We start from the raw sequence: 23,737 nt of genomic DNA on the forward strand, positions 1-23,737 counted from the left end.
CAACCGCGCCAGAGCTATTACCAGTATAGAAATTCGATTGTACAGCGTCGGTAGCTATCGACGATCCTGTACTAATTGAAAGGAAATCTTGCAAGAACAGCAGTTGGTGTGATCGATCGATCTAAGGCTCGGGACACTCTGGTCACTACATTGGCCGTCAAAGGCCGTTTTCGTGTTAAGAACCCGTGCTGCGGATACCAGCTTGGCCAGCGACCATATGTGGCCGCACCCAAAGGCCGTACATATGAACGCAAGCGATCAAAATACCGCCGCTCATATCTTGCAAGAGGGAGCCGTCCACATATGCAGTGACCCCATGCCGGCTCGGAAAGCTGCCCGGGCGCTAACCACCGCTTTTTGCCGTCCGTAAGCCAACGGATCAGCATTGCGCGTCGGTCGCACCGAATGTGGTTTCTGTCTCACGGAGCGTGCGTTCCCCGCATCGATCCGTCTCACGCAATGCGAGCCGAAAACCGCCCTATATTGCAGTTCCGGGCGATCATCATTGCGAGATGGGGTGGTTGCCGCCCTCCCAGACGGCATCGCGATGTGCCAGAAAAGTGGAGTTTGAGGCCACTGAGCAGAAAGGACGGCAACCGTGACAAACGATACGATGATCGGGGTGGATTTGGCAAAGTCCGTTTTCCAGGTGCACGGCGCCTCGATGACGGGCGAGCTCAGATTTCGCAAAAAGCTATCGCGACAGAACTTCCCCAAGTTCATGGCCGACCAACCCCCGGCAGTGGTCGTGATGGAGGCGTGTGGCAGCGCGCATCACTGGGCCAGGGAGATGGTCCGGCTTGGTCATGAGGTCAGGCTGATCGCGCCGCATTACGTGAAGCCGTTCGTCAAACGTCAGAAGAATGACGAGGCCGACGCGGAAGCGATCGTGATTGCCGCGCAGCGGCCGGAAATGCGCTTTGTTCAACCCAGGACCGCCGATCAGCAGAGCAGTGCCATCCTGTACCGCTCACGGCAGCGTCTCGTCCGCCAGCGTACCGAACTCGTGAACGCGCTCAGGGCCAGTCTTTACGAATATGGCCACGTCGTTCCGTTGGGCATCCAGCATATCAAGCGCATTCGCGAGATAGTGGAGGCCCCGAACAGTGATCTGCCCGCGCTGATGCGGGAGGAATGCGTGGAGATGCTCGATCAGATCAGCGAACAGACGGACCGGATCGCGGGCCGGACCGCAAAGATCAAGGCGTTGGCGGCCGCAACGGATAGTGCTCGACGCCTGCAGACCGTTCCGGGCGTTGGGCCACTAACGGCGATGGCGGTGGAAGCCTTTGCGCCACCAATGGAGAGCTTTCGCAAGGGCCGGGATTTTGCGGCTTGGCTCGGCCTGGTCCCTCGCCAGTTTTCCTCGGGCGGCAAGGAAAGGCTTGGTCGCATCACCAAGGCGGGACAGGCCGATATCCGACAGATGCTGATCATCGGAGCAATGTCGCGGCTGAACTGGATGGGGCGAAAATCGATCCCGGAAGGTTCGTGGCTCGCTGGCATGCTGGGTCGCAAGCCCAGAATGCTCGTGGCGATCGCCCTGGCCAACAAGATGGCTCGGCAAATCTGGGCCATGCTGACCAGAAATGAGAATTATCGAGATCCGGCGCTGGCTATGACTGCTTGATATCAGAGTAGTCCATGCCACGCGGATGAAGGGAGTGTGAGAAGGCGACGACCCGAATGGGCAAAATGATCGAACAGATCTAGATCAGGAAAACCAGTTAGCGGCTCCGAGCTTCAAGCTCTCTTGCGAGATTTGGACCTGATCTGCGGATCACCATACCGGCCAGCGGTCTTTCGAAAATGCCGCGCATACAGGCCTTACAGAAGACCGCGCTCGATCACTCGCACATTGGTGTAAAAACCCTCTTGCATCACGGGCGGCAACCACAGAAGCCGCTACACCTATCATCCCCAGACGATCCTTGCCTGGGGCATGAACGATCAACTGTTGAGCGTCAGACACGGTGCACCATTGCGACTGCGGGTCGAACGCCAGCTCGGCTATAAGCAGGCGAAATACGTCATGCGGGTCGAATTGGTCGACAGCCTCGCCAGAATCGGATCGGGAAAGGGCGGCTATTGGGAGGATTCAGCCGGATACCAGTGGTACGCCGGCATCTAGCGATAAGGGGTCCGTTCGGCCATCTGACGCGGTCACGGCTGCCATCGTCAGAACGGAGATGTCATGATTTGCGGGCTGGAGCGCGAGGCGGCGGCGACCCGCGACCTCGACCGAAGGCACGATCTTCACGCCAGCACCGGTCTCCTGACGCAATCTACATCCAAAGTGATGGCCCAACTCGCGCACATGCACATGCACCTGATCTTATCGTTCATTCGATAAAGATCGGTTCCGAAAGGATTATGAAATGGCCGTCGGCAGCGTCAATTATGCATCGCCGGTGCAGGTGAACGGCTACGCCTGCAAGAATTGCAGTGACGTCGATCTCGCCGCCAAGAACATCGATCCTGCGCACCCGCGTTCAGGTCCGCTCAATCGCGATGCCGTTCAGGATCCTACTCGGCAAGATACGGACCCGGTCAAAATCGCTGCCGCTCGTAAGACGGCGGAAGCTATCCAGGTTCAAGTCGTGGCTTATTCGCCAGCGGGCGTTCGCAATGCCAAAGTCTCGCCAGGGGCGATATTCTCGCTCGTTGCATAAGTCGCTTCGACTCGGCTTGGCTTTGATCGGAATGACCGCTCGCGGCGGAAGCTGCCGTTTGGCATCGCTTTCGCGGATGGCGGGTTTGTCCAATTCGACGCCATTGGGGACAAATCGCTCGTTCCCAAAAACGATTCTCGCTGGAAAATCGCCGAAAAGGCATTCTCAATAATTACGCAGCTTTGCCTCGCACCATGAGGACGCCTTCGAAGAGCTTGGCGACACGCTCGTTTGGCGGAACGGCCAAAGCCGCGCTGATCGCGGCCTGATTCAATCCACGCAGACCAGTTGCACGAGCGCCGTTGGTCGCAGCAGGTTCTGAGGGTGTCGCGGCGCCTCGCATCGACGAGGCGTCGTCGACGGGAGCCTGCGTGGCCTCGATCACCCGAAGGCTGTTAGCAGCGACGGCTGGGTCCACGCGGATCTGGGGCATCTCCGGGGCCGGTATCTTGGTTCGCGCAGAGAGCTTTTTCTCGGCATAGTAGCGGACCTTCTTTCCATAGGTCGCGTACATGCCCCGCCGGAAAACGATCAGATCGTTCTCCGGCAGCAACTCGACTTCCTGAGGGAGCATCAGCGGCCGGCGCTGATCGGAGTCCGAAGTGGAGCCGCCCCCGCCGCCCCACGTTCCCATCGAGCGCGACCTCGCCTTGAAGGTGTAACTGCCGAGCTGGTCGGAAATCTTCTTCGCCTCGGCCAAACCGGCCGGACGAAGAACAAGCCGCACCGCGCAGTTTCGCTCGATGTCGGCCGCCACCTTGTCTCCATAGACGCCCTGGATCTGTTCGAGCGACTGGAACGCCGGCAGCATCCGCAACCCGTAGCCGGCGACATAGCTGAAGGCGTTCGCGAGCACAGTGCATTTGCCGAGGCTCGCGAACTCGTCCAATGCAAGCAGCACCTTGATCTGATGCTTGTCGCCTTTCGGCAGCTCGCGGACGTTGCGATCGATGAGTTGCTGGAAGAGCAGGCCGTAGATCGGCGCAACCCGCTCCAGGTCATCCGGCGACACGCGAGATAGAGCGAGATCCGCTTGTCCCGGAAGTCGCTCAGATCGAAATCGCTCTCTGAGGTCGCCGCATCTACATACGGGTTCAGCCAGCCGTTGATCTTGGACGTAACCGACTGGCGCAATCCGGAGAACGTGTTCGCCGACGAGCCGGTATAATCCTTGATCGCCGAGACGCACCCTTCCGACAGGGGCTTTCCAGCTCTTTTGCGGTCGGCGATAATCTTCGGGAAACGCCTTTGCGCATCGCCGGCCGCGAACTGGCGGTACACCTCGCCGAGCGTGAAGGGGAGGGCGTCCTCTCCATCGTCGACGGTCGCGGCGATATAGGCGGTGATACCGAGGAACGCGGTTCGTGCGCCCTCGGCCCAGAACTTTTCGCCCGTGAGCGGATCGGGATAGAGCATTGCCGCGATCTTCTGAAGCTCGTTGATGACCTCCACCGGATCATGCCGGTTGATGTAGCTCAGCGGGTTCCACCGCACGGTGCGGCCCGTGGGATCGAGCGGGTTGAAGAGCAGCACCTGCTGCCCGAGCGCCTTCAGCCGATACCCCGCCGTGTTGTCGTAATTCTCCTGCTTGATGTCGAGCACCACGAGAGAATCGAGCCAGTCGAGCAGGTTCGGGATGATGACGCCCACCCCCTTGCCGGCGCGCGTCGGGGCTTCGAGCATCACATGTTCGGGCCCACCGAAGCGCATCACCTTGCCGCCGAACTTGCCCAGCACGATGCCGGCCGAGGCGAGCATCTTGCCATTGCGGACCTCGCCGACTCGCGCGAAGCGTGCCTCACCATGGAGCTTTTGCCGCGTGAACAGCGTCGAGACGATGATGACGACCGTCAGGACGACGCCGCTCCCGAAGCCGATCAGGAACGGCTGATAGACGATCGGATAGCCCTTCAGCGCCCACAGCGCGGCCGGCACCTTGCGCCACGGGGTATGGGCGTTGAGGAGGTGGGCACGCCACAGGACGGCGAGGGCGCCGATCGCGGCGCTGACGAACATGCCGATGACGCCGAGGAACGCGATCGCGCCCGGCTGCGACCCTTCGTCGCTTCGCACCCATTTTCCGTTCATGCCGGCACCCCCTTCAGTCGGTCGGCTTGCTCGCCGGATCGAACCATACTTCGGTCATGCGATAGCGCGCCGGCTGGCCCTCGCCGGGTGGCAGGCGGTGCATCTGCACGACGATATCGACCAGGGAGCGCAGCAGCGCCCGGATGTCGTGGCGGTCGAGATCGTTGCCCCCTTCCGATTCCTTCACCAGCAGCGTTAGCTGCTCGAGCGCGCCCTCGGCCGTATTGGCGTGGACCGTGGTGATCGAACCGGGATGGCCGCTGTTGACGTTGCGCAGGTAGAAGAAGGCGGTGCCGTCCCGCAGTTCCTGCAGAAGGATGCGATCGGGCCGCATCCTCAGCGCCGATTCCAGCAACTCCTTGGCGCCCGCCTTCTGGAGGCTCTTCCCATCCTTGGCGTACATCATGTGGACGTGGTTGCGCTGGGGAACGACGAGCTCGCGTGTGTCCTCGATCGTCAGGATCCGCTCATAGTCCGGGATCAGCTTGATGAGTCCCTTCGAGAAGCTCGTCTTGCCGGAGCCTGTCGCGCCGGAGATGAGAATGTTCTTGCGGGCCTCGACCGCCAGCTTGAAGAAGGCACGCCAGTCGCCCGCCTCGCGTAGTCGCAGCAGATCGGGGTCGACCTGCTCGTACAGGCCGTGCGCGCGGACCTCGCTGAACAGGCCGGCACGCTCGAAATCGTCGATGTTCATCGTCACGCCCGACGCTTTGCGGATCGTGATCGAGATGAAGCCTTGCTCGACCGCCGGGGGAACGACGACCTGTGCGCGCTCGCCGCCCGGCAGGACCGAGGAGCATATCGGATATTCGGAGTTGATGTCCTGCTTGGTCAGCCCCGCAATCAGCTTCGCCAGCGTCATGAGGGCCGCATTGTCGAGTGCGGGCTCCTCATGCCACTCCCAGCCACCCCGCGTCTCGAGGCCGATCATCCCCGGCTCGTTGATGACCAGTTCGGTCACATCGTCGCGCAGAAGGTGCCGTCGGATCGGCTCGGCATTATGCTCGTAGATCAGCGACGTCGGACTGGATGCCACGGCCTTAACGCCTCAATCCTACGTCATAGACCGAGCGGAAATCGAAGTCCTTGGCGACGAAGATCGCCGCGGTGTCGCCCTGGTTCTTCTTCAAGATCGGCTTGATGTTCATAGTTTGCTGAAGGACCGTCTGCCCGGTTTGGCCGGGGACCTGCGTGGTGTTGCTCCCCTCATTGGCAACCGCTCGACCAGCAATTTGCGAGGCATCCTCCAGCACCGAGATGACGAGCCCAACGCCGAAACGTGCCCAGAACTGGGTATCGACGCCGCCTGGCAACCCGGCCCGGCCAAGGCTATCCGCTGCCGGCGACCCGAGGTCGATCGCGACGCCACGCGGCGTCAGGGCGCGCGTCCACAGTACGAACAGGCGCGCTTGCCCCTGCGTGATGCCACCGGAATACTGCCCCAGCACCTTGGTCCCCTTGTCGAGCAGGACGATGCGGCCGTTCTCGGAATAGACGTCGTGATTGATGACGCAGGACACCAACCCGGCCTGCGTCGAGTTGATCGCCGTTTGGAGCGTGCAGGGGATGACCGTGCCGGCACTCAGCAAAAGGTTGCGGTCCGCGACCATCGTTGCCCGGACCGTCTGGATCGCGGCATGGCCGAGCTGATCGCTGAAGTCGGTCGAGCCCTTGCCCGCCTCGGCCGGACTGTCTTCACCCCGCGCTCCGAAGCCACTGGCACCGAGGCCCCGTCGCGCGACGGTGGATTGTCCGCCGCCGCGCGTCCGGTCATCGAGGTCCGTCCCCTGTTGTGCGTCCGCACCGGGCGCGGAGGCGGGAAGGGCGGCCGAGGCCAGCCCGGTGTTGCCAAAGGCCATGATCGGCGACCGCCGCGCCGCATCGGCCATGGCGCGTGCCTGCTCGGCACGTCGCTGCTCGGGAGATTGCTGCCCGTTCGCCGTCGGGGAGGTTGTCCCGCTCGTTGCCGGCACCGGATTTCCGTTGGCATCCGCGACCTGCGGCCCCGGGGCTGCGGCGATCGGCCGCCCGAAGATGTCGGTTTGCGCCGCGCCGGGCTGGCCGAGCTGACCCGCGAGCGCCGCTCGCTGCGCGTTCGGCGATCCCATCACGTCGTCCACGGCACGGTCACTGGCCTTTGCGGGCTGCGCGGCAGCCGCGGTACTGGCCGATTGGTGAAACGCACCATAGCCTATCACGATGCCGCCTATGGCACCGAGCAGTCCGATCCCCGCACCGATGAAGGCGAGGTTGCCCCACCCGCCGCTACGCGCGACCGGGTTATCGACCTCGCCTGGCGCAACGGTGTCGGCAGCGACATCGCCCCCGCGGTCAATCACGGTCCCGACCATGTTACTGCCCCTTCACTTTGCGTTCGACGACATTGGAGACGGTGCCCGTTCGATCGCCGCGATCGTTCCGCAGCGGCGCCTCGTTGTAGATGCACAGCACCGTCGCCCCGCGCCTGAGGCGCAGCTGCCGGTAGACCGCGTGGATCACGACGAAATCCTCGCGGACATCGTAGGGGACGATCGTCTCGGTCCCGTCGACATCGACCGCGAAGATCGAGGGAATGTCGGCGTGGCCTGGATAGCGCAGCACGGTGAACTCGCCGTTGTCCGAGATTTCGGTGGGTTGCAGCGCGCTGTCACCCTGCACGGTGTAATTCATATTCCGGGCGCCTCGATCACGGCATGGTCGAGCGCGGCGGTGGTGATGCTCGTCTCGATCGCCTTGGCAGCCTGGACCTGGGCAAGCTGCACCTGCAACGCCGCCATCGCCCGTTCCTCGCGCGGATAGCGGAACCGTACGCCGTACATCGTGGCGCTGGTCCCTAGTGCGAGGTTGAAATGATAGGTGCGCGGCACGCCGCCGGCGTTGGTGACGACGATCAGGTTGGTGCCGTCAGCCCTCTCGCGGGGTTTGAGGAAGACGATGTTTCCCACGGGCGCGATCTGCCAGGAGACGGTATCGCCCAGGGCGGCCTGCGTTACCGTTTCGCCGGGCCCGAACTGGATCTCGATCGCGTGCCGGAAACTGCCGACGATCGTCACCACCTGATCCGGATCGTAGTTGACGTTGCGAACGCGGGCGTCCTTGGCCCCGGGGACGGGGGTCTCCGAGGCGAACGCGGGTTGCGGCGCGAACGTGACTGCCGCGGCACCCAGAACCGAGAACGCGACGAGGCGGTGCCACACCGCCCCGACCCCGCGCCAGAAGCGGTTCCTGGCGCCATCCTCCGTCAGCACCAACGCCGTCGTCGGCGGTGACAGGCGCAGACCCAGCTTCTGGCGCAGCGCTGGCAGGAAGGGGACAGTGACACTGTCGCCATTGTCCAACGTATTTGGCTGGTCGATCATGTCACGCCTCCGGGTCAGAACGATAGTTCACGACCTGGAAGCCGAGCGGATTGAGATTCCGATCCTTCTCATGCTCCGGCGCTGTCGTATACCTGAAGGTCAGTATCGCGTTCCAATTTTGCGCGATCGGCGTGTTCTGCCCGAAGGTGATGATCTTCGTGAAGCGGACCTGCGCCACGGTAGGACTGAGGAAACTGATCGTCCGGATCGAGATCGAGACGAAGCCCTTGTCGCCGTAAATGTTGGAAGGCGCGTTCTTGTTGTTGGCCTGAACGCTGTTGAGGTAACGAGTGCTCTCGGCGGAATCGCTGGTGAGCATGACCGTATAGGCGTTCTCCCGCGCGGCATCGTTGAGCCAGCCTTCGCGCAACCGTACATATTGCGAGATGAAGTAGCGGTTGACCGCATCCTCATAGGTGCGCGGCTGCGGCCCCTTGAGCGCGGTCACGACCTGCGTCTCGCCCGAGCTCTTGTCGACCCTGATGACATAGGGCTCGACGGTCTTCAGCGGGCTGAGCATCGCGACTGCCGCAACTGACGCCACAGCGAGCGTGCACGCCGCCGCCGCAACGCCCCAGGCGAGCCGCTTGGACTGGATCGCCGCCCGCATACGATCATATTCCCACGTCCTCGATGTCTCGTAGTATTTCTCTTTATCTTCGGCCTTCACCGCGCCCATGGTGTCGATCCCTTCAGCAGGAGGAGTAGGTCGGCGCGACGTCCTGCGCGGACGTGCGTGGCGCCGATCGCGGGATATTCATGGCCCCAGGTCCGATGGGGTCGGCAGGCGTACCTCCGGCACCGGGCGTAGGGGTCGGTGCGGGAAGAGGCGCCGGTGCTAGCTCGCGTGATGGCGGCGCCACCATCGACTGCCCTGCGCCCTGCTGTGACGCCGGCAGTGGCACGGGCAAGCTCGGCAGGATCGACCCGTAGAGGTTGGCGGGACGCCGGTGTTTGCCGTCGCACACCGAGACAGGTCTGATATGAGTCCCGGTGCAGCCGCCAAGCACAAGCGTGCCGATCGCCACGATGGTCAGCCTTTTCATACGGTCTCCGTTCGTAAGGTCCCGCGCCCGGCGGTTCCGTGATTCATGGTCTTGGACTGGCCAGCCGACTTATGCGGACCGGGAAGCCGAGCCGCCCGTGGCGCCCCCTCCTGGCGGGGGACGGTTCGCCTGCGTCGCGCGCCGGAACATGAGCCGGTTGGTCAACATGTTCGCCCCGGTCTGCAGGAAGCCATGGCCGCCGGATGACGCACCCCCCGAGATACCCGCGGCGATGGCCGGCGATTGAAAGAAGAAGATCGTGCCGACAATGTAGATCGCCGCACAGGCGATCGTCGCGACGAGCATCACGGCAGCTTTCAGAACGATGTAGCCGTTCTGCGCCATGACGAAGGACGAGCCGTCTTCGGGGATCGATCCCATGATGCCGTCCATCGCGGCTTCCTGGAGGCCGGTGATGAACTTGGTCATGATCGCCATGACGACCATCAGCAGGATGAAATTGACGGTCTGCTTCAGCCACCCGTCGAACAGCCAGCGGGAGGAGTTGAACAGCAGACACGCCAGCGCGAGCGGCGCAAGCGCGACGCAGATCGCTACCGACAGCTTGGCAAAAATGACGATGCAAAACCCGATCGACGCCGACATAAACGCGAAGATGTAGAGGACGGCAACGCACAGATAGGTGATCAGCGTGGCGCTGAGCTGGATCACGGGTGTGCGAAAGTCAGTGATGCCCTTCTGCTCTTGCGACTGAACCTTCAGGTTCGCATTGACCAACTTTTCCGAGAGCTTGCCGGTATCGGCAACATAGGTATCGAAGGTCGTGCCCGGATTGGTGACGGGCGTGCCCGATCCAGCCGCGATGATCTCGCTCGGCAAGTTGGTGACCACGTTCACCACAAACGCCGAATAGCCAACCGCACTGGCAGCCGCGAGGGCGAACCCGACCTTGCCGGCCTGGAATACCAGCTCGCGAAGTGGAGCCTGAATAGCCCCTCGTAGCACGGCAAAGCCGAGCAGCAGGAAGTAGATGATCGCCGCCAGGGCCAAAGGCGCTGCAACGAAACTGACGAGCCCCGCCCCGAAGCTCGCAACCGAGGTCGCTATGGCGGTCTCCACATACGAATACATCGTCGTGAACAGCGTCATGATGTTGGGTGGGCCGGCAGCCATTGGGTGAGGTTCCGATCTTCGGCGATCAAGGCGCAGCGATTAAATCTACTTCTTGCGGATCGTGTTCTGTTTGAAGAAGTCCGCCTCTTCGTTGCCGGCCTTGGTCTGGGCGACCGAGATGGTCGCGTCGCCGGTCGTCGCGCACATCTTGGCCTTTTGATCCGCAGGGAGATGGCTGTACTCCCCCGCATCGCACTTCGCCTGCCACTGCGAGAGGAGTTGAGGACTGGCGATCAGCTCCTTGGCGGTAGGCACCACGACGTTCTGTTGGCATCCGCAGACGACGAGCAACGAGCAGAGGGATAGTATCTTGCGCATGATCACTTCCTGATCGTGTTGGCACTGAAGAATGCTGCTTCATCGCGACCGGCCGCCACTTGCGCTGCGCTGATCTGCATGTTCGCCTGACCGGCCTGCGCCATCTGGATCGCCTGCATCTTGAGCATATCGTTTTGAAGCTGTGCCTGTTCGACCGAGATTCGGGCTTGGAGGTCCATCACGTCCTTGGGATCTTTGGCATACGACAGTTGCTCGCGGAGCTGGTCGAGGCCTTGCATCCGGGTCTGGGCGATGCTGAGCGTATTCTCGCCCAGCGCGGCCGTGGCGGCCGATGAGCTGGTCGCATCCTTGAGCGCCTGGTTGTACGCTAGGTCTGCGTCGGAGGACGACGTTGCCGGCAGCGCGTAACGAGACTGGATGCTCGATGCGAGCGAACCGAGCGAACCAATCTTCGAGAGGTCCCCACTGAGCAACGTCGAGGCGTCGATCGTCGTGTTGGGCAGGATGTTGCGCACCTGCGCGTTGAGCAATTGCGGGGCGAGCGCGTTGACGTTGGTCAGCTTCTGAAGCGAGCTGAGCGTTGTCGTCGCCGTCTGGATCTGCTGCTCGCCCTGCTGGATCATTTTGATCGTGTTCTGGACCTGGGCGAGCGCTTGCACATAGGTAGAGGTGTCGAACACGGGGATGCCCTGTGCAGCGGCCGGCGACGTAAACGCGACGATCGCGACCGGCGCGGCTGCCACCGTGATGATGCGCTTGAGCGACATGTCAGCTTCTCCTTTGGTTGGCATAGAAATGCGGCAGCCACGCCGCAGGATCGTTGCCCGCCAGGGCAATGGCCTCCTCCATGGCGACGAGGGTTTCCTCGCGGCCGGAAAGCACTTTCAGCTCATTGGGCATCCCGCCGAGATCGAGCTTCGCAACGATCGAGGTATGCCCTTGCTTGACCAGAAAGGTCCGGCTCTCCGGCGTCAGGTCTTCACGGATCAGCCGATACTCCGCATCCGTCAGGCCGAGCCCGTCGCAATAATCCGATCGCTTGGCGTCCGAGTTTGGAAGCAGGATCTTGGTCGCGGTCTGCTCGATGATCGAGTGCGCGATCGGCGAGCGCAGCGCATCGGCCGGGGACTGCGTGCCAAATACCATGAAGGCGTTGCGCTTACGGAAGGTCTTGAGACCGTCCTGCGCGAACGCCCGAAAGGCTTCGTCCTGAAGCGCCTTCCAGAACTCGTCGACGTCGACCACGACACGCTGCCCGTCCAGCAGTTCGTCGACACGGTGGAAGAGGTACAACATCGTGGGAGTGCGGATTTCCGGGTTCTCGAGGAAGTCCGTCATGTCGAAGCCGATGAACCGCGCCGACATCGACACTTCGTCCTGCGGACCGTCAAAGGCCCAGCCGAGCGGGCCGCCCAGACACCAGCGCTCCAGCCGGGCGCCGATGCCTTCGGCATCGGCGTAGCCCAGCATCTCGCGCAACGCGCTGAACGAGCGCGACGGCGCCGGCAGCCGCATCACCGCCTCGATACCCTCGTCGATCAGTCGCTCTTCCGTGACGCTGAGCGGCCGGTTGTCCCGGCGTACCAGGACGCGGATGAATTGCCGCAGAAATGCTATGTCGCGCGGCGACGGTGTGAGACCCTTCAACGGCGCGAACCCGGTAGGCTCGCCGTCGCGCAGCGCCAGATAGGTGCCCCCACAGGCGCGGACGAAGATCTCGGCACCGCGGTCCTTGTCGAAGAACACCTGTTTCGCGCCGGTCTTTTCGAGCTGCGCTTGCAGGAAGTTCTGCAGCACCGTCTTGCCGCCACCGGTTGGCCCGATGATGAGCGTGTGGCCGATGTCGGCACGGTGAAAATTGAACCAGAAGGACGAGCCCGCGCGCGTCTTGAGCAGCGTTACCGCGTCGCCCCAGTGGTTTCCAGACTTGCGGCCTGCCGGGAAGGTGTAGAACGGGCTCAAGCCTGCGAAATTGCGCGTGTTGATGACCGCGGGGCGCGCGCGCATCCGAAAATTGCCGGGAAGCTGCGCCCAGAAGGCTGCCTCCAGCGCGACGTCCTCGCGCGCCATGACCATGCCTGTGTCGGCCGCTGCCGATCGTGCGATCGACAAGCGTTCCAGCAGCCGCTTCGGGTTCTCGTCGATTACCGCGATCGAGAGGTGATGCTCGCCCATGGCAAAGCGGTTCGCCATGAGATCGTCGACGCCGTCGAGCAGTTCCTCCGCCTGGCTGACGCCGGCATCGTCCGAGGAGACCATTTGCTTGTATTTTTTGGTGAACCGCTCGCTCGCGACCGACTTCACCAACGGCGCGAAACTCTGGGTCAGCACGAACGGGAAGTCGAGCGTGAGCAGGCTGTTGAACTGACCGGTCCGCGTGCTGGCGACATACTCGCGCACGCCGAACATTCCGAGGAAATGCGACTTGTGCGGAAGCCGGATCTCGGCCGCCTCGCGACCGAACACCACGCGTGAGGCATACAGGCTTGGCCCAGCCTGCCGTCGAGCAGCGGCACGCGGATGCGGTCGCCGGTCAGGATGAAGTGCAGCACCTCCATCGGTCGTGAAAAAAGATCCCATGGGTGCGGGGCAGTGCCGTTTAGGGCAAACTGATCTTCCCGTTTTGTCGTGAAGGAGGTTGCCCATGTCCGTGCCATCTCATGCTGCTGTCAGCACGCAGTTGAACGCCATATTCGTATCTCTGGAACTAAGCCGCTCCACGTGGCTGGTGACGTCGCTGTCACCAGGGCGGGGCGAGCGTATCTCGCGACATCAGGTCAAGGGGGGCGACGTTCCGGCGCTGCTTGAGCGTTTCGAGCAATTACAGGCGAAAGCGCGGACTCGGACAGGCGAACAGTATCCGCTAGTTGTCATCCAGGAGGCTGGCCTCGACGGCTTCTGGATACATCGTTGCCTGGTCCAGGAACGCGTTGAAAGTTACGTCGTAGATGCTGCCTCTATCGCGGCCTCCAGACGCAGTCGGCGAGCCAAGACCGACAAGCTTGATGGCGAAGCTCTGGTACGTACGTTGCTGGCCTACAAACGCGGCGAGCCGCGGGTTTGTGCTATGGTGGCAGTGCCAAGCGTGGAGGACGAAGATCGCGTCGCGTTTGCCGCGAGCGGCGCTCGTTGGTCGCCGAACGGGTTCGCCACGTCAACCGGATCAAGGGCCTGCTGTTCGCTCAGGGCGTCGGCGACTTCGAGCCGCTACACGCTAACCGCCGAACTCGGCTGGACGAGCTTGTTACCGGCGACAATCGTCCTCTCCCAAAACACGTTCGTCGCGAGATAGAGCGTGAACTCGACCGGCTGGAACTGGTTATGGGACAGATCAAGGAGGTTGAACGCGAACGGGACGCCTTGCTTGAAACGAAGACGGCAGATGGGGACGAGAAAGCAGGAAGCGCCCGGCTCCTTGAACTGCGCGGCATCGGTCCTGAGTTCGCTTCGGTCCTGCAGGGGGAGGGCTTCTTCCGTAGCTTCAGTAACAGGCGGCAGGTAGCGGCCTACGCCGGCCTTGCTCCCTCGCCTTGGCAAAGCGGCGCCATGGACCGCGAGCAGGGTGTCTCCAAGGCGGGCAACAAGAGGTTGCGCACGATGATGATTCAGGTCGCATGGCTATGGCTTCGACACCAGCCCGAGTCCGAATTGACCCTCTGGTACGCGGATCGGGTCCAAGCAAATGGCGGTCGCATCAGGCGTGTGATGATCGTGGCGCTCGCCCGCAAATTGCTGATCGCGTTGTGGCAGTTTTCCTCGGCCGGCGTCGTGCCCAAGGGGGCGCTGCTCAAAGCTGCTTGAACAAACCAGTTATACGAGTTCCTGCAGGGCATCGTCCCTGCCGGATGCAAGGTGGACGGACCGTTCGCGTCTCTTGGCTTGAAATGCCGAAAAAGTGGTTCCGGTCCTTCTGAGCCAGACCCGACGCAAGCGGGATTGTGGTGCAGCCGTGACTGAGCGGCGACCGGATGTGAGGTTAGAGCGGACCGGTCAGCGGGACGCTTATTGCAACAGGCTCAGACCAGCTATCCGTCATCGAAAGGGCAACGGTTCATGATCTAAAGATCCGGATGTTTTGCCGAGATAAGTAGCAGACATTGCCGAGTGATCGCGACTTGGGCATCATCGGACTATGAAACCCTTGATCTTCCCGATCGTGGCAGCGGCTTTTCTGATCGCTACGCTGGGATGTGCAAGTCACACCGCCGTGACGCCGTTCAATGTGGTCGTCCGCGGATCCTCATCGTCATGCACCCTCGCGGTGGATGACCGCATAGTCACGACTGCAGAGCTGCTCGAAATTGCGCGTCCGGAAGCGAAATCAAGGCGAAGAGCCCAGATCAACTGGGCTACGGAAGAGACACCCTACCGATGCGTAGGGGGCGCTATTTACGCCTTACAGCTGGCCGGGTTCAAAGATGTTGCGACGCCGGCGGAACCGCTTCAGTAACTGCGACCGCAGGCTCAACAGTAGCTGACAAAAAGATGTTGCGACGCCGGCGGAACCGCTTCAGTAACTGCGACCGCAGGCTCAACAGTAGCTGACAAAAAGAAAGCGACCGTGCCAAGTATTGCACGATCGCTTGACTAAGTAATCCCCATGTGAGGACGCCGTTGTGCTCATACAGGGAGAGCGGCTCCGGCGCGACATCGGCGAGCAGCGTTTCGAAGTCGCGGCATTTGTCCGCCATGATCGTGAGCGCGCGATCGTCGATCTCGGCGTTGGCTTTCCGCTTCGAGAAAAGCCGCGTCACTTGCTCGCCGGCCATGCTCGACGGCCGGACGATGATCGTGACGTAGAACTCGTTGTGGTAGAGGACCTTCTCCTTCAGCGTGTCGGCGTATTTTTCCTGCAAGGCTCGCGCGAAGTCGGAATGGAAGTCGCCCCCAAGAACGGGGTCGGTGGCTGTCCGCACGAGGTGGGTCCACAGCGCGACGCGATCGTCACCGATCGAGCGCCACGCGATGTTTAGCTTGTTATGCCAGGTGTTGAGGTCGCCGATGTCGCTGGTCTCGAACGGCCGCCCATCGACGCGATACATGCGCATGAGCGAGCCGTCTTCGAGAGCAACCAGCGTGTCGTCGATGTGCCGCGTGTAGGGAATGAACTTGATGTCATCCGTCTCGCGAACCGCGATCTTCTTATGCTTCAGCCTGGAATCAGTCATTGCCGAAATGCTTCCGCTTCACGCCTTTGGCGAGGCGGACGGGAGAGTAGCTCCCGCCCCCCCAGAACTTGCGGTTCTTGGATAGGAAGCCGGTCTGGAACCACAGGCCCCACAGCCGGAACGCATTGAAATCGTAGTGACAGATCATGCGCGCCGGGAAGTAAAGCGCGCCGAACAAGGCCAGGGGGTAAAACGGATTGTGGAAAATCCCCCAGATCACCATGCAGACCATGATGATCGGCAGGATCGCCTCGAGCGGCAATCCCATGAACACCGACGGTCTGGTCAGGGCGAGGAACACCTTATCCTCGGTGAGCTTGTCTTCCATGCTACGCCGATCCGCCCATCCAGCCGACGATTGTCGCTGCCGAGAAGATGATGCCGATGCCGATCAGCACCGTGACCGCTTTTCCCCAATCCATCCGACCGGTCAGCTTGGCATAGCCGACCGCCATGACGGCGATGACGCCGACCACCGACGCGACGGTGGTCATCCACGTCTTGATGGTGTTGAGGCCACCTTCGATCGCGGTTCCATCGGCAAAGGCCGGCTGCGCGATCGAAATGAGGGCAAGCGCACCGACAAAGCCGATGACCTGCCGCGCGCGGGCGTCGGACAACATCCGGCCCATGCCTTGAGTGAACTTCATACGGGTCTCCATGGCTTGGGGTTTACCTCTCGAGATCGTGGGTGGGGCGGATCGGCTCGACCTGCCGAACAGGCGTCGGCTCGCGGACCGAAACATCCAGGCCGCGCCGCAGCACGTCCGAGATCATGTGGCGGCTCTCCAAGCTCGCGGACGTCATCCGTTCCGCGTCGCCATCGAACGCCGCACCAAGGTGCTGATCCATCGCCGCCTGCGCCTGCAGCGCGTTGGCGAGGCGCGGTTCGGCGGCGATCCGTTCCGCCCCGCCATGCAGGAACAGTTCGGCCAGCTCGTCATTTTCGTGACGTCGCTCAGGCGCGGCCTGATGAAGGCGCTCCTCCCGAACGATATGGGGTTCCTGTTCGGGCTGTCGCTCGGGCGCAGCCGTCGCTTCGCCGGCCAGGCGGTCTGCGGGCGTGGCGGCGAGCGCGCCGCCGAGCGGCACGTTCGCACCGGATTCGCGCGCGACTTCGTGCCGGTTGAGCCCGGAGCGGACGATGTAGACCGCATCGGCGACCTCGCTGTCCCACGCGCCGTCGCGCGCCATCTGGCGCAGACCGTCGGGTTCATAACCGGACCTTGAGAAGGCGCTGACCAGCGTCGGGCTTTCCAAGGCCCGCTCCAGCGCCCCGTTCAGCGCATCCCTGTTCAGATCGATACGTTCGGCCTGAACCTCCCTCCGCAAGGGGTCCATGTCCTCGCTGACGGCCGCGTAGAGCGCCTTGCGATCCTGCGTGTGGACGCTCACCGTCAACAGGAGGCGCTTGTCTGCGTCGGACAATTCGGTGCTGCGTCCGCTTGGCAACGGCTGAGGCGCGCCGTTCCTCTCCGCGTCGGCCGACGGCGCGAGGACTGTCGCCTCCGTCGCCCCGACAGCCGCCGTCGGAGCGACGGGTTCGACAGTCGGGGCCGGCTTCTCCGCCACCTCACGGTCGCGTCGTGCAGCATCGGCGCGACGCAGCTCTTCCATTCGCGCCTGTTCGTCGAAGCTCGGCTCATAGCCGCGCACGGTCAGGCCTTCGCGCGAGGCCGCCGTCCACACGGCCTGACGAAACTCAGGCGAACCTTCGACGTCGATCCCCGCCCAGCCATTGTGCTTGGCGATCGTGACCAGGGCCGAGACGGTGTCGGGATCCTCGTTTCGAGCAATGATGCGATCGCCGGCAATCTCGATCGACGGGTTCTCACGATCTGTCGGCAGGAACATGCCGACGCGGCGCTCGCTGCCGTCGGACGGCTCGATGATCCGCACCTCATAACGTGTCGCCAGCTCAGGCGGGATCTGGAACGCAGCCTGTTCGGCTTGCGTCTGCGCGTCGAGGCCGCCCCGCGCAACGCTGTTATCCGCGCTCATTTGAAGACCTGAACCGCGCTGGGATCGATCTGCCCCACCACCCAGCTAGCTTCGGCGATCCCTTGCTTTGCCGAGGCGGGCGTGGCGGTCGGCGCCGACGCCGAGCCCGGGATGGGCGGGGGTGTCTGGATCGTCCCCATGCCGCTCGCGGCCGACCAAACGCGACCGACATAACCATTGTGGAAACCGCGCGTCAGCGTGCCGGTGTTGTAGAGCGAATAGGTCGCTGAGATCGCGTCCAGCCCCGTATAATGCTGGATCGCGAGGCCATATCCCGCCCGAAGGATCGAGGATGCGAGGCGCAGGTTCGTACAGGGGTCGAAGGCCTGTTCGACGGTAACGCCCAACCGCGCGAAATTGGCGGAGTTCACCTGAGCCAACCCGACATCGACCGTATAGCCGGCCGCCATGTACCGCCGCACCAGCGCGGCACCGTCGGCGATCGACGCGGCGCGGACACGCGGCCCCTTGTTGATATTGATCGCCAGATCGTCGCCGCCGCTTTCGGTCACGACCAGGGGAACAACCGCCTCGGTCGCGATCTCAGGCGCGCATTGCTGCGCGAGCATGGTGATCGCGGCGATGGCGTGGATCATTGCTGCGTCACCGTCTGGTAGCGGGTGTCGAGCGCGTACCGCGACGTTCCGCCATCGGCCTGCGTCACGGTCAGGTCGTAGCCGTGCTTGGCCTTTTTCATTTTGACGCCGACCCCGGTGCAGGTCGGGAACGAGCCGCCGATAGCGAGGGCGTTCCAGAGTTTCGTGATCGGCGGGACGCACTCGACATATTTCGTCGGCGAACCGGGTGTCGCAAGGCAGAGGACCACCTGACACCCCCAGTCCGACGCGTAGGCGGGTTGTGGGGCCGCGACCGCCACGACGCCGGCCACGCACAGCGCGATGGCGCCAGTAGTGCCGCCCAGCTTGGTCGTCAGGTATCGGATCATGAGCCACCTCCATGAACTGCGCGCCACTCTTCGGTTGCGAACACGTCCCACTGCGCCGGTGCATTGGCGGCAAGGGCGAGGGCCGAGGCCGGCGCGGTCGGTGCGGGGGCCGCCTCAACTCCGGCGGGCGTCGGTGGGGACGGCGCGTCGCCCTGTGCGACGGTGATGATCCAGTCCTCGTCGCCTTCGATCGGTCGGGTCCGGTCGATGACCTGTCCGGGTCGCGCGAACGCCACATGCCAGTGGTTCGCGTGACCGCGATCCCCCGGCCCGAGCAGCTCTATGATACGGATACCGCTCTGTGCCATGAGGGCCCGGATCTTCTCGCGGTCGATCGCGTGGACGCCGCCTGCGGGAACGAAATCAACCGCCTGGCCGAACTTGTGCCAGCTATACCGCGCGCCGTAGCTGGCGTTCATTGGGCGGATCGTATCGGTGATCCGCGAGCCAAAGGCGCGACGAACGAGGGCTGCGACGTTCGACGCCGAGAGCGCGCCCACGGAGCCGATAGAAGACCGGTCGTCGTCGATATGCGATAGCGCGCAGGCATCAAAAACCGTTGCCGGCGTGATACCGTAAGTTGCGAAATCACGGCCTCGGATCGCCAGCGGCCCCGCCTCGAAGTCCGCGCCCAACGCGATCAGATCACGCACCGTCGCCTCTGCGTCAGCTGCGTTGCCGGGCTGCCTAGCGAGGACCGCACCCGAACGAACGGAGATTGCGAGCGACGCGGGAGATGGCGTTCCGGCCACGGCTAGCCCGGCGGCACAGAGTTGAATTGCCTTCGCTAGGATACTCGCCGGAAGCACATCAATGCACCAATGCTAAATTGAACCCAGGCAGATGTCAGCGACTAGAGGACATCGATATCAAAAGGTTAAACCTGAAGCGGAAGGCAAACAACAACACATCTGGAGCGATCCATTCGCGATTATGGAGTGATACGGCGTAATCTATTGCGACTAGAGGCACGGTATTGCACCATGACCATGGGAGATGTGTTTCAAACCGCTTTAGGAAATTGTCAGCTAGGCCAGCACCTAGCTGATTCAGTTGTCGAGTGGTTTCGAGTTGACTGGGACGACGGTGGATATACGGGCCATTCGCTCTTGAAGCTGCAAGCTATATCGGGCGGGTTGGCGCTCTTGATCGCCATCGGCTTCTGGTATCGGCCGTTCGATGACAAGCGGGCTGGGAGGCGAGGGGAGGTTTCGGCCTGCAGCGTCGCTGCGACGCATGACTTCTGCGATGCCGTTGCCGGCCTATCGACGGCGCTCCGCAATCCCTTCTTGCGGGTGGACCGAACCGGCATCTTGCCGCCCCGCGACACGCCAGGGGCCGTCGATCCCTCTATTACTCAGGCGAACATCGGCACGACGATCTGCCGACCCGGCTATGCCCGATCGGTCCGCCCCGCCTTCGCGGTTACCGCGCCCGTCAAACGGCGCTTGATGGATGCGCAGCATCCGGGCGAGTCCTTCGCCAATTACGAACTCGACCATCTGATCCCGATCTCGCTTGGCGGCGCGCCGCTCGACCTACGCGATCTGTGGCTCCAGCCCCGGCGCGGCCACGCGAACGCGGCCGACAAGAATGCCTTGGCCTATGTCTTGTGGCGACTGGTTTGCGAGCGCCGCGTGCCACTTCGGACGGCGCAGCAGGCTATCCGGCGCGACTGGACAACGGCCTACGACACATACGCGACGCCCGAGAATTTGGCGCGCTACCACTTTCGGCACCGCCAAGAGGAGCGCGACTAGGCTCGCACAGGCCCGCCGGATCCGACCCCAACATCAACCAAGGAGGAAATCATGCCACAGAATATTGCCGAGTTCCGGATCATCGGTCGCATCGGCAAAATCACGGCGCGCGAGAAAGTCACCTATGTGAGCGTCGCCGCCAATTATAACCGGCGCGACGGCGACGACTGGAAGACCGACACGCTGTGGAACAGCGTCGTGTGCTTCTCCAATGTCGGACCCCAAGTCGAAGCAGCCGGGAAGGGCGATCTGGTGCATGTCACCGGCCGGGTCCGCGAGAGCAACCACGGCGAAGGCAACGAGGTTTCTTACCGCACCGAACTGATTGCCGACACCTTCTCGATCCTGACCAAGGCGGAAGCCGAGCATAGCTGATGAGAGGCGGGAGCGACCTGGCCGCACGGCTCTACCTTACGCTGCGCTGTGGCCGAGCCCGCTTGGCGGTCTCGACCCGGTCGGGTGACGATCCTCGCTCGGGGCGACACCTGGACGAAGGAGATCGTCGCGCCGCGCGCGGCCAATCGTCTCCTGCCGACCATCCAGAGTGGAGGATGCCGCCTGGCCTTCGGTGATATTTTCCGGAGGCCAAAAGTGACCGAAACCTATCAGCTTCACAGGACGTGGCCGATGGCGAGACTACCGCTCGATGCCGAAGTTCGAGCCAGGAACATTGTCGAACAGCTCGGCGGGGTATGGCGTGGCACCCGCGGCGAATGCCGCTGCCCAGCCCATGATGATGGCTCACCCAGCCTGTCCGTCCGCCTCGGCGATTCCGCGATCCTCTTCCACTGTTTTGCCGGCTGTACAGCGCTCGAGGTGCTGAAGGCGCTTCAGCGCCAAAAGCTCCATGACCGTTCTGCGGTGGCAATGCCGGAGGGAAAACCAAAGCGCGACATGGGCGCGCTCGCCCTGCGTCTCTGGAATGCCAGCGTGCCGGTCGCGGGCACGCTCGCCGAAGCCTATCTCGTCGCCCGCGGCCTCGCCGCGCCCCATCCCAAGGCTTTGCGCTTCAACCCGGCGACCATATTCGGCTCCGGTGCCGACAGACGCGTAATGCCCGCGATGATCGCCGCAGTCGAAAACGACCTCGGACTGGTTGCCGTCCAGCGGACCTTCCTCGATCCTGTCGATGTGCTGCGCAAGCCCATCCCAAAGCCGAAGGTTGCGCTCGGACTGCTCGGCACAGCTGCGATCCGTCTTGCGCCTGCGACCGACGAGCTGGGCCTTGCCGAAGGGATCGAGGACGCCCGGTCGGCGACCGAATGGTTCGGGACGCCGACATGGGCGCTGGGCGGTGTCGAACGGCTAGCCTTCGTCGCGATCCCGGAGAAGGTCCGCCGTGTGATCGTTTACGGTGACCGGGGCCGTGCGGCCGACCGCCTGCTCGAAAAGGCACGCGATCACCTGACAGCGAACGGGCGCGAACTCATCAGCCGCGTGCCCGAGCATCACGACGACTGGAATGATGCCTGGCGCGCGCACCGGCGAAGTGCATGAAAGCGCAGCAGCGGATGCTGGATCGTGGGGATTATGAGCGTGTCAGCCGAGCCGCATCAACTGGGAAGGGTAGGGGGCGACGAGCCCCTTCAGATCGTCCCATGGTGCCGATAGCCAGCGATCATAGTCGTCGTCGTGAAGGATCACCGGCATCGCCTTTGGATGGATCGGCGCGACGATCGCATTCGGCTCGGTGGTCAGGAATCCGTAAGCATTCCCGCGCTCGGTCGGTCGCCAGATTCCGGCAAAGGCAAAAATCGGGCGGCTAGGCACGTCGAACCAGTGCAGCGGCTTCTTTCCGTCCTCGCCAGGCGCGATCCCGAACTCGGAGAACGCCGTTACCGGCACCAGGCAACGGCGCGCCGGCGTTGTCAGCATCGACCGCCAGAAGCTCGAGTTGAGATTGCGCACGTTGGTCACGTATTTGGTGAGCTTTACGCTTGGGTCGCGCTTGCTCGGCACCTGGGTCGGTACACCCCACTCCATCCGTTCGATCTTCCGGTCGGTGCCGTCCTCGATGACCACTTGGCCGAAGAAGGGCGTCTTCTTGCCCGTCGGAAAGATGTCGGGAGCCGGGTACGTCTCGTCGGGCTCGTAAGGCGGGCGGATGCCGAATGTCGCGGCTATCTCCGCCTGTTTCGCCGTCAGCCTGTATCGATTGCACATCCGAGCACCCTATCGTGGTGCCGGCAAGCTTCGCCCGCCGGCACTCTGGTCTTAGAGCTTGTCCTTCAGGCCCTTGGCGGGCGTGAACGAGACCTTCTTCGATGCAGCGATGGTCATGGCCTCGCCGGTCGACGGATTGCGGCCCTGGCGCTCGGGACGATCCTTGACCGAGAACTTGCCGAAGCCGGCGATCGAGACTTCTTCGCCTTTTGCGGCCGCGCTTGCGATCTGGTCGAACACGGCGGCGATTGCGGCCTTGGCCTCTGCCTCGCTCGTGCCTGTCGTCCCAGCGACGCCCTTGGCCAGTTCACCGATGTTCATGCTACTTACTCTCCCTAGTGGATCTGGCCGGACCTTAGCCGTGCCGAGCGCCGATACAATGATGCTGCTCGACGATGTGCATGTCGCGGGCGCCCGCCTGATGGTCCACAAACTGGCTAATCATGACGTGGTCGAGGTGTATCAGCCCGGGTGCGGGCAGGGGGCGATCGCCGAGCTGGCGCCCGAGCCAACGCAAAGCCTTCGGCCGGGTTTCTAATGCGCGCTGCGCTCTCGCGTGACGCGCGGATCTTCATACAGGTCGCGGATTGCGCGCAGGCGAAAGACGTTCCACCAGCGCTGCCATCGATGCTCGGCCGCATCGTGGATCATATGGCAACGCTGGCAGAGCGCCGCGAGATTGCCGGGCATGCTGTTGCCTGGATCGTGATCGAGATGCGCACAAGCCAGCACGACATAAGTCGTTCGTACCGACGCCAGAATGAAGCCGCCCTTAAGCGCGATCCGCTTGCCACGGCCGGAGCGCCAACACACGGCATCGGCATCCCACCAGCGACCATCGCCAAGATGTGCGACCCGACGCATATGCGGTCTCGAGCAGTGCTCGCAGCGCGCGCCGGCCCGATCGAACCGGATCACGTCCGACAGCTGGCGCCAGTCGATCGGGTAAAGCCAGCGGTTTTCGGGGCGGATCGGCATCTCGATTCTATGAGTCAGCCGATGGCAGAACGAAAGCGAAATCTTCTTGGTTTGTTTTTGGTCTGTTGTGTACCCGTTCCACGCAACACGTACTGCCAGTTTTCGTGCCGATGCCCGCGATCATGCGCGGCGATACTGACAAC

General features: G+C 62.9%; 25 protein-coding genes and 4 pseudogenes. 8 read left to right on the plus strand and 21 right to left on the minus strand.

The annotated features are described in order from the left end of the window. The first annotated feature begins 613 nt into the window (after window positions 1-613). The 3 genes and pseudogenes from NI18_RS21275 (at window position 614) to NI18_RS21280 (ending at window position 2,672) form a co-directional block, all read left to right on the plus strand. The gene (locus NI18_RS21275) at window positions 614-1,630 is read left to right on the plus strand and encodes an IS110 family transposase (protein ID WP_037533488.1); all 1,017 of its coding nucleotides are present in this window, start codon (window positions 614-616) and stop codon (window positions 1,628-1,630) included. 282 nt (window positions 1,631-1,912) lie between these two features. Beyond that, window positions 1,913-2,131: pseudogene (locus NI18_RS23925) on the plus strand (molybdopterin-dependent oxidoreductase); the annotation flags it as partial. A gap of 247 nt (window positions 2,132-2,378) precedes the next feature. Beyond that, window positions 2,379-2,672 (plus strand): hypothetical protein, encoded by a 294-nt coding sequence (locus NI18_RS21280; protein ID WP_037533342.1) that lies wholly within the window; start codon window positions 2,379-2,381, stop codon window positions 2,670-2,672. Between the two features lie 172 nt (window positions 2,673-2,844). Here NI18_RS21280 and NI18_RS27615 read toward each other — a convergent pair whose 3' ends face one another. From NI18_RS27615 to NI18_RS21325, 11 genes and pseudogenes are all read right to left on the minus strand, one after another. Then, entirely contained in the window at window positions 2,845-3,684 is an 840-nt protein-coding gene (locus tag NI18_RS27615) for a type IV secretory system conjugative DNA transfer family protein (protein WP_306286586.1), read from the minus strand. Window positions 3,685-3,740: 56 nt separating this feature from the next. Next, window positions 3,741-4,760 (minus strand): annotated as a pseudogene (locus NI18_RS28205) (type IV secretory system conjugative DNA transfer family protein); the annotation flags it as partial. Window positions 4,761-4,773: 13 nt separating this feature from the next. Beyond that, window positions 4,774-5,796 carry a P-type DNA transfer ATPase VirB11 gene (gene virB11, locus NI18_RS21290; RefSeq protein WP_037533344.1) on the minus strand — a complete coding sequence of 341 codons (1,023 nt, stop codon included), beginning with the start codon at window positions 5,794-5,796 and terminating at the stop codon, window positions 4,774-4,776. 4 nt (window positions 5,797-5,800) lie between these two features. Next, window positions 5,801-7,111 carry a type IV secretion system protein VirB10 gene (virB10, locus tag NI18_RS21295; protein ID WP_037533346.1) on the minus strand — a complete coding sequence of 437 codons (1,311 nt, stop codon included), beginning with the start codon at window positions 7,109-7,111 and terminating at the stop codon, window positions 5,801-5,803. Between the two features lies 1 nt (window position 7,112). Continuing rightward, a complete protein-coding gene (locus NI18_RS27625; RefSeq protein ID WP_306286587.1) occupies window positions 7,113-7,430 on the minus strand; it encodes a TrbG/VirB9 family P-type conjugative transfer protein in 318 nt (105 codons plus the stop codon). Next, window positions 7,427-8,119 (minus strand): TrbG/VirB9 family P-type conjugative transfer protein, encoded by a 693-nt coding sequence (locus NI18_RS21300; protein ID WP_306286588.1) that lies wholly within the window; start codon window positions 8,117-8,119, stop codon window positions 7,427-7,429. The genes NI18_RS27625 and NI18_RS21300 overlap by 4 nt, the downstream gene beginning before the upstream one ends. 1 nt (window position 8,120) lies before the next feature. After that, a complete protein-coding gene (locus tag NI18_RS21305) occupies window positions 8,121-8,798 on the minus strand; it encodes a type IV secretion system protein (RefSeq protein ID WP_037533349.1) in 678 nt (225 codons plus the stop codon). Window positions 8,799-9,234: 436 nt separating this feature from the next. Further along, window positions 9,235-10,299, minus strand: coding sequence for a type IV secretion system protein (locus NI18_RS21310; RefSeq protein WP_306286589.1), 1,065 nt, complete (start codon window positions 10,297-10,299; stop codon window positions 9,235-9,237). Window positions 10,300-10,344: 45 nt separating this feature from the next. Next, the gene (locus NI18_RS21315; RefSeq protein WP_037533493.1) at window positions 10,345-10,617 is read right to left on the minus strand and encodes a hypothetical protein; all 273 of its coding nucleotides are present in this window, start codon (window positions 10,615-10,617) and stop codon (window positions 10,345-10,347) included. A 2-nt stretch (window positions 10,618-10,619) separates the two neighbouring features. Beyond that, window positions 10,620-11,414, minus strand: a complete 795-nt coding sequence (locus NI18_RS21320; protein ID WP_306286590.1) for a type IV secretion system protein — start codon at window positions 11,412-11,414, stop codon at window positions 10,620-10,622. Then, window positions 11,347-13,151: pseudogene (locus NI18_RS21325) on the minus strand (transporter); the annotation flags it as partial. The gene NI18_RS21320 and the pseudogene NI18_RS21325, both read right to left, overlap by 68 nt. Before the next feature lie 71 nt (window positions 13,152-13,222). On the opposite strand from NI18_RS21325, the pseudogene NI18_RS21330 reads away from it, so the two are divergent. Further along, window positions 13,223-14,379: pseudogene (locus tag NI18_RS21330) on the plus strand (IS110 family transposase). Window positions 14,380-14,990: 611 nt separating this feature from the next. Here the strand turns inward: NI18_RS21330 and NI18_RS21335 are convergent. Genes NI18_RS21335 through NI18_RS21365 form a run of 7 tightly spaced genes read right to left on the minus strand, consistent with a single transcriptional unit; the run spans window position 14,991 to window position 19,346 of the window. Further along, complete coding sequence (locus NI18_RS21335; protein ID WP_037533354.1) at window positions 14,991-15,746, minus strand: VirB4 family type IV secretion system protein; 756 nt, start codon at window positions 15,744-15,746, stop codon at window positions 14,991-14,993. Further along, window positions 15,739-16,074 carry a VirB3 family type IV secretion system protein gene (locus NI18_RS21340; RefSeq protein WP_037533357.1) on the minus strand — a complete coding sequence of 112 codons (336 nt, stop codon included), beginning with the start codon at window positions 16,072-16,074 and terminating at the stop codon, window positions 15,739-15,741. Before NI18_RS21340 ends, NI18_RS21335 begins: the two co-directional genes overlap by 8 nt. 1 nt (window position 16,075) lies before the next feature. Beyond that, window positions 16,076-16,396, minus strand: a complete 321-nt coding sequence (locus NI18_RS21345) for a TrbC/VirB2 family protein (protein ID WP_037533360.1) — start codon at window positions 16,394-16,396, stop codon at window positions 16,076-16,078. Between the two features lie 22 nt (window positions 16,397-16,418). Next, entirely contained in the window at window positions 16,419-17,747 is a 1,329-nt protein-coding gene (locus tag NI18_RS22750; RefSeq protein ID WP_052149417.1) for an LPD7 domain-containing protein, read from the minus strand. Continuing rightward, window positions 17,744-18,343 (minus strand): lytic transglycosylase domain-containing protein, encoded by a 600-nt coding sequence (locus NI18_RS21355; protein WP_037533363.1) that lies wholly within the window; start codon window positions 18,341-18,343, stop codon window positions 17,744-17,746. Before NI18_RS21355 ends, NI18_RS22750 begins: the two co-directional genes overlap by 4 nt. Continuing rightward, window positions 18,340-18,693: a hypothetical protein gene (locus tag NI18_RS21360; RefSeq protein ID WP_037533367.1), complete on the minus strand. Its 354-nt coding sequence runs from the start codon at window positions 18,691-18,693 to the stop codon at window positions 18,340-18,342. The genes NI18_RS21355 and NI18_RS21360 overlap by 4 nt, the downstream gene beginning before the upstream one ends. Then, a complete protein-coding gene (locus NI18_RS21365) occupies window positions 18,690-19,346 on the minus strand; it encodes a muramidase (RefSeq protein WP_306286591.1) in 657 nt (218 codons plus the stop codon). Before NI18_RS21365 ends, NI18_RS21360 begins: the two co-directional genes overlap by 4 nt. A gap of 330 nt (window positions 19,347-19,676) precedes the next feature. Between NI18_RS21365 and NI18_RS27630 the strand changes: the two genes are divergently transcribed. The 3 genes from NI18_RS27630 to NI18_RS21380 all read left to right on the plus strand — a co-directional run bounded on the left by NI18_RS27630 (window position 19,677) and on the right by NI18_RS21380 (window position 21,950). Further along, the gene (locus NI18_RS27630) at window positions 19,677-20,453 is read left to right on the plus strand and encodes a hypothetical protein (protein WP_306286592.1); all 777 of its coding nucleotides are present in this window, start codon (window positions 19,677-19,679) and stop codon (window positions 20,451-20,453) included. A gap of 51 nt (window positions 20,454-20,504) precedes the next feature. Next, entirely contained in the window at window positions 20,505-20,828 is a 324-nt protein-coding gene (locus NI18_RS21375; RefSeq protein WP_037533373.1) for a single-stranded DNA-binding protein, read from the plus strand. Between the two features lie 252 nt (window positions 20,829-21,080). Beyond that, window positions 21,081-21,950 carry a toprim domain-containing protein gene (locus NI18_RS21380; protein WP_037533503.1) on the plus strand — a complete coding sequence of 290 codons (870 nt, stop codon included), beginning with the start codon at window positions 21,081-21,083 and terminating at the stop codon, window positions 21,948-21,950. 42 nt (window positions 21,951-21,992) lie between these two features. On the opposite strand, the gene NI18_RS21385 is transcribed toward NI18_RS21380, so the two are convergent. Both NI18_RS21385 and NI18_RS21390 read right to left on the minus strand, forming a co-directional pair. Next, on the minus strand, window positions 21,993-22,616 hold the full coding sequence (locus NI18_RS21385) for an SOS response-associated peptidase family protein (protein WP_084215403.1): 624 nt from the start codon (window positions 22,614-22,616) through the stop codon (window positions 21,993-21,995). 51 nt (window positions 22,617-22,667) lie between these two features. Continuing rightward, entirely contained in the window at window positions 22,668-22,937 is a 270-nt protein-coding gene (locus NI18_RS21390; protein ID WP_037533376.1) for an HU family DNA-binding protein, read from the minus strand. 61 nt (window positions 22,938-22,998) lie between these two features. Here NI18_RS21390 and NI18_RS25375 point away from each other — a divergent pair, with 61 nt between their 5' ends. Continuing rightward, the gene (locus NI18_RS25375) at window positions 22,999-23,154 is read left to right on the plus strand and encodes a hypothetical protein (protein WP_198527091.1); all 156 of its coding nucleotides are present in this window, start codon (window positions 22,999-23,001) and stop codon (window positions 23,152-23,154) included. Here the strand turns inward: NI18_RS25375 and NI18_RS21395 are convergent. Beyond that, a complete protein-coding gene (locus NI18_RS21395) occupies window positions 23,151-23,594 on the minus strand; it encodes a hypothetical protein (RefSeq protein WP_037533379.1) in 444 nt (147 codons plus the stop codon). The genes NI18_RS25375 and NI18_RS21395 overlap by 4 nt on opposite strands. Window positions 23,595-23,737 lie beyond the last annotated feature (143 nt).

It is taken from the genome of Sphingomonas sp. Ant20 (assembly GCF_000783375.1).
Taxonomy (GTDB): Bacteria; Pseudomonadota; Alphaproteobacteria; order Sphingomonadales; family Sphingomonadaceae; genus Sphingomonas; species Sphingomonas aerolata.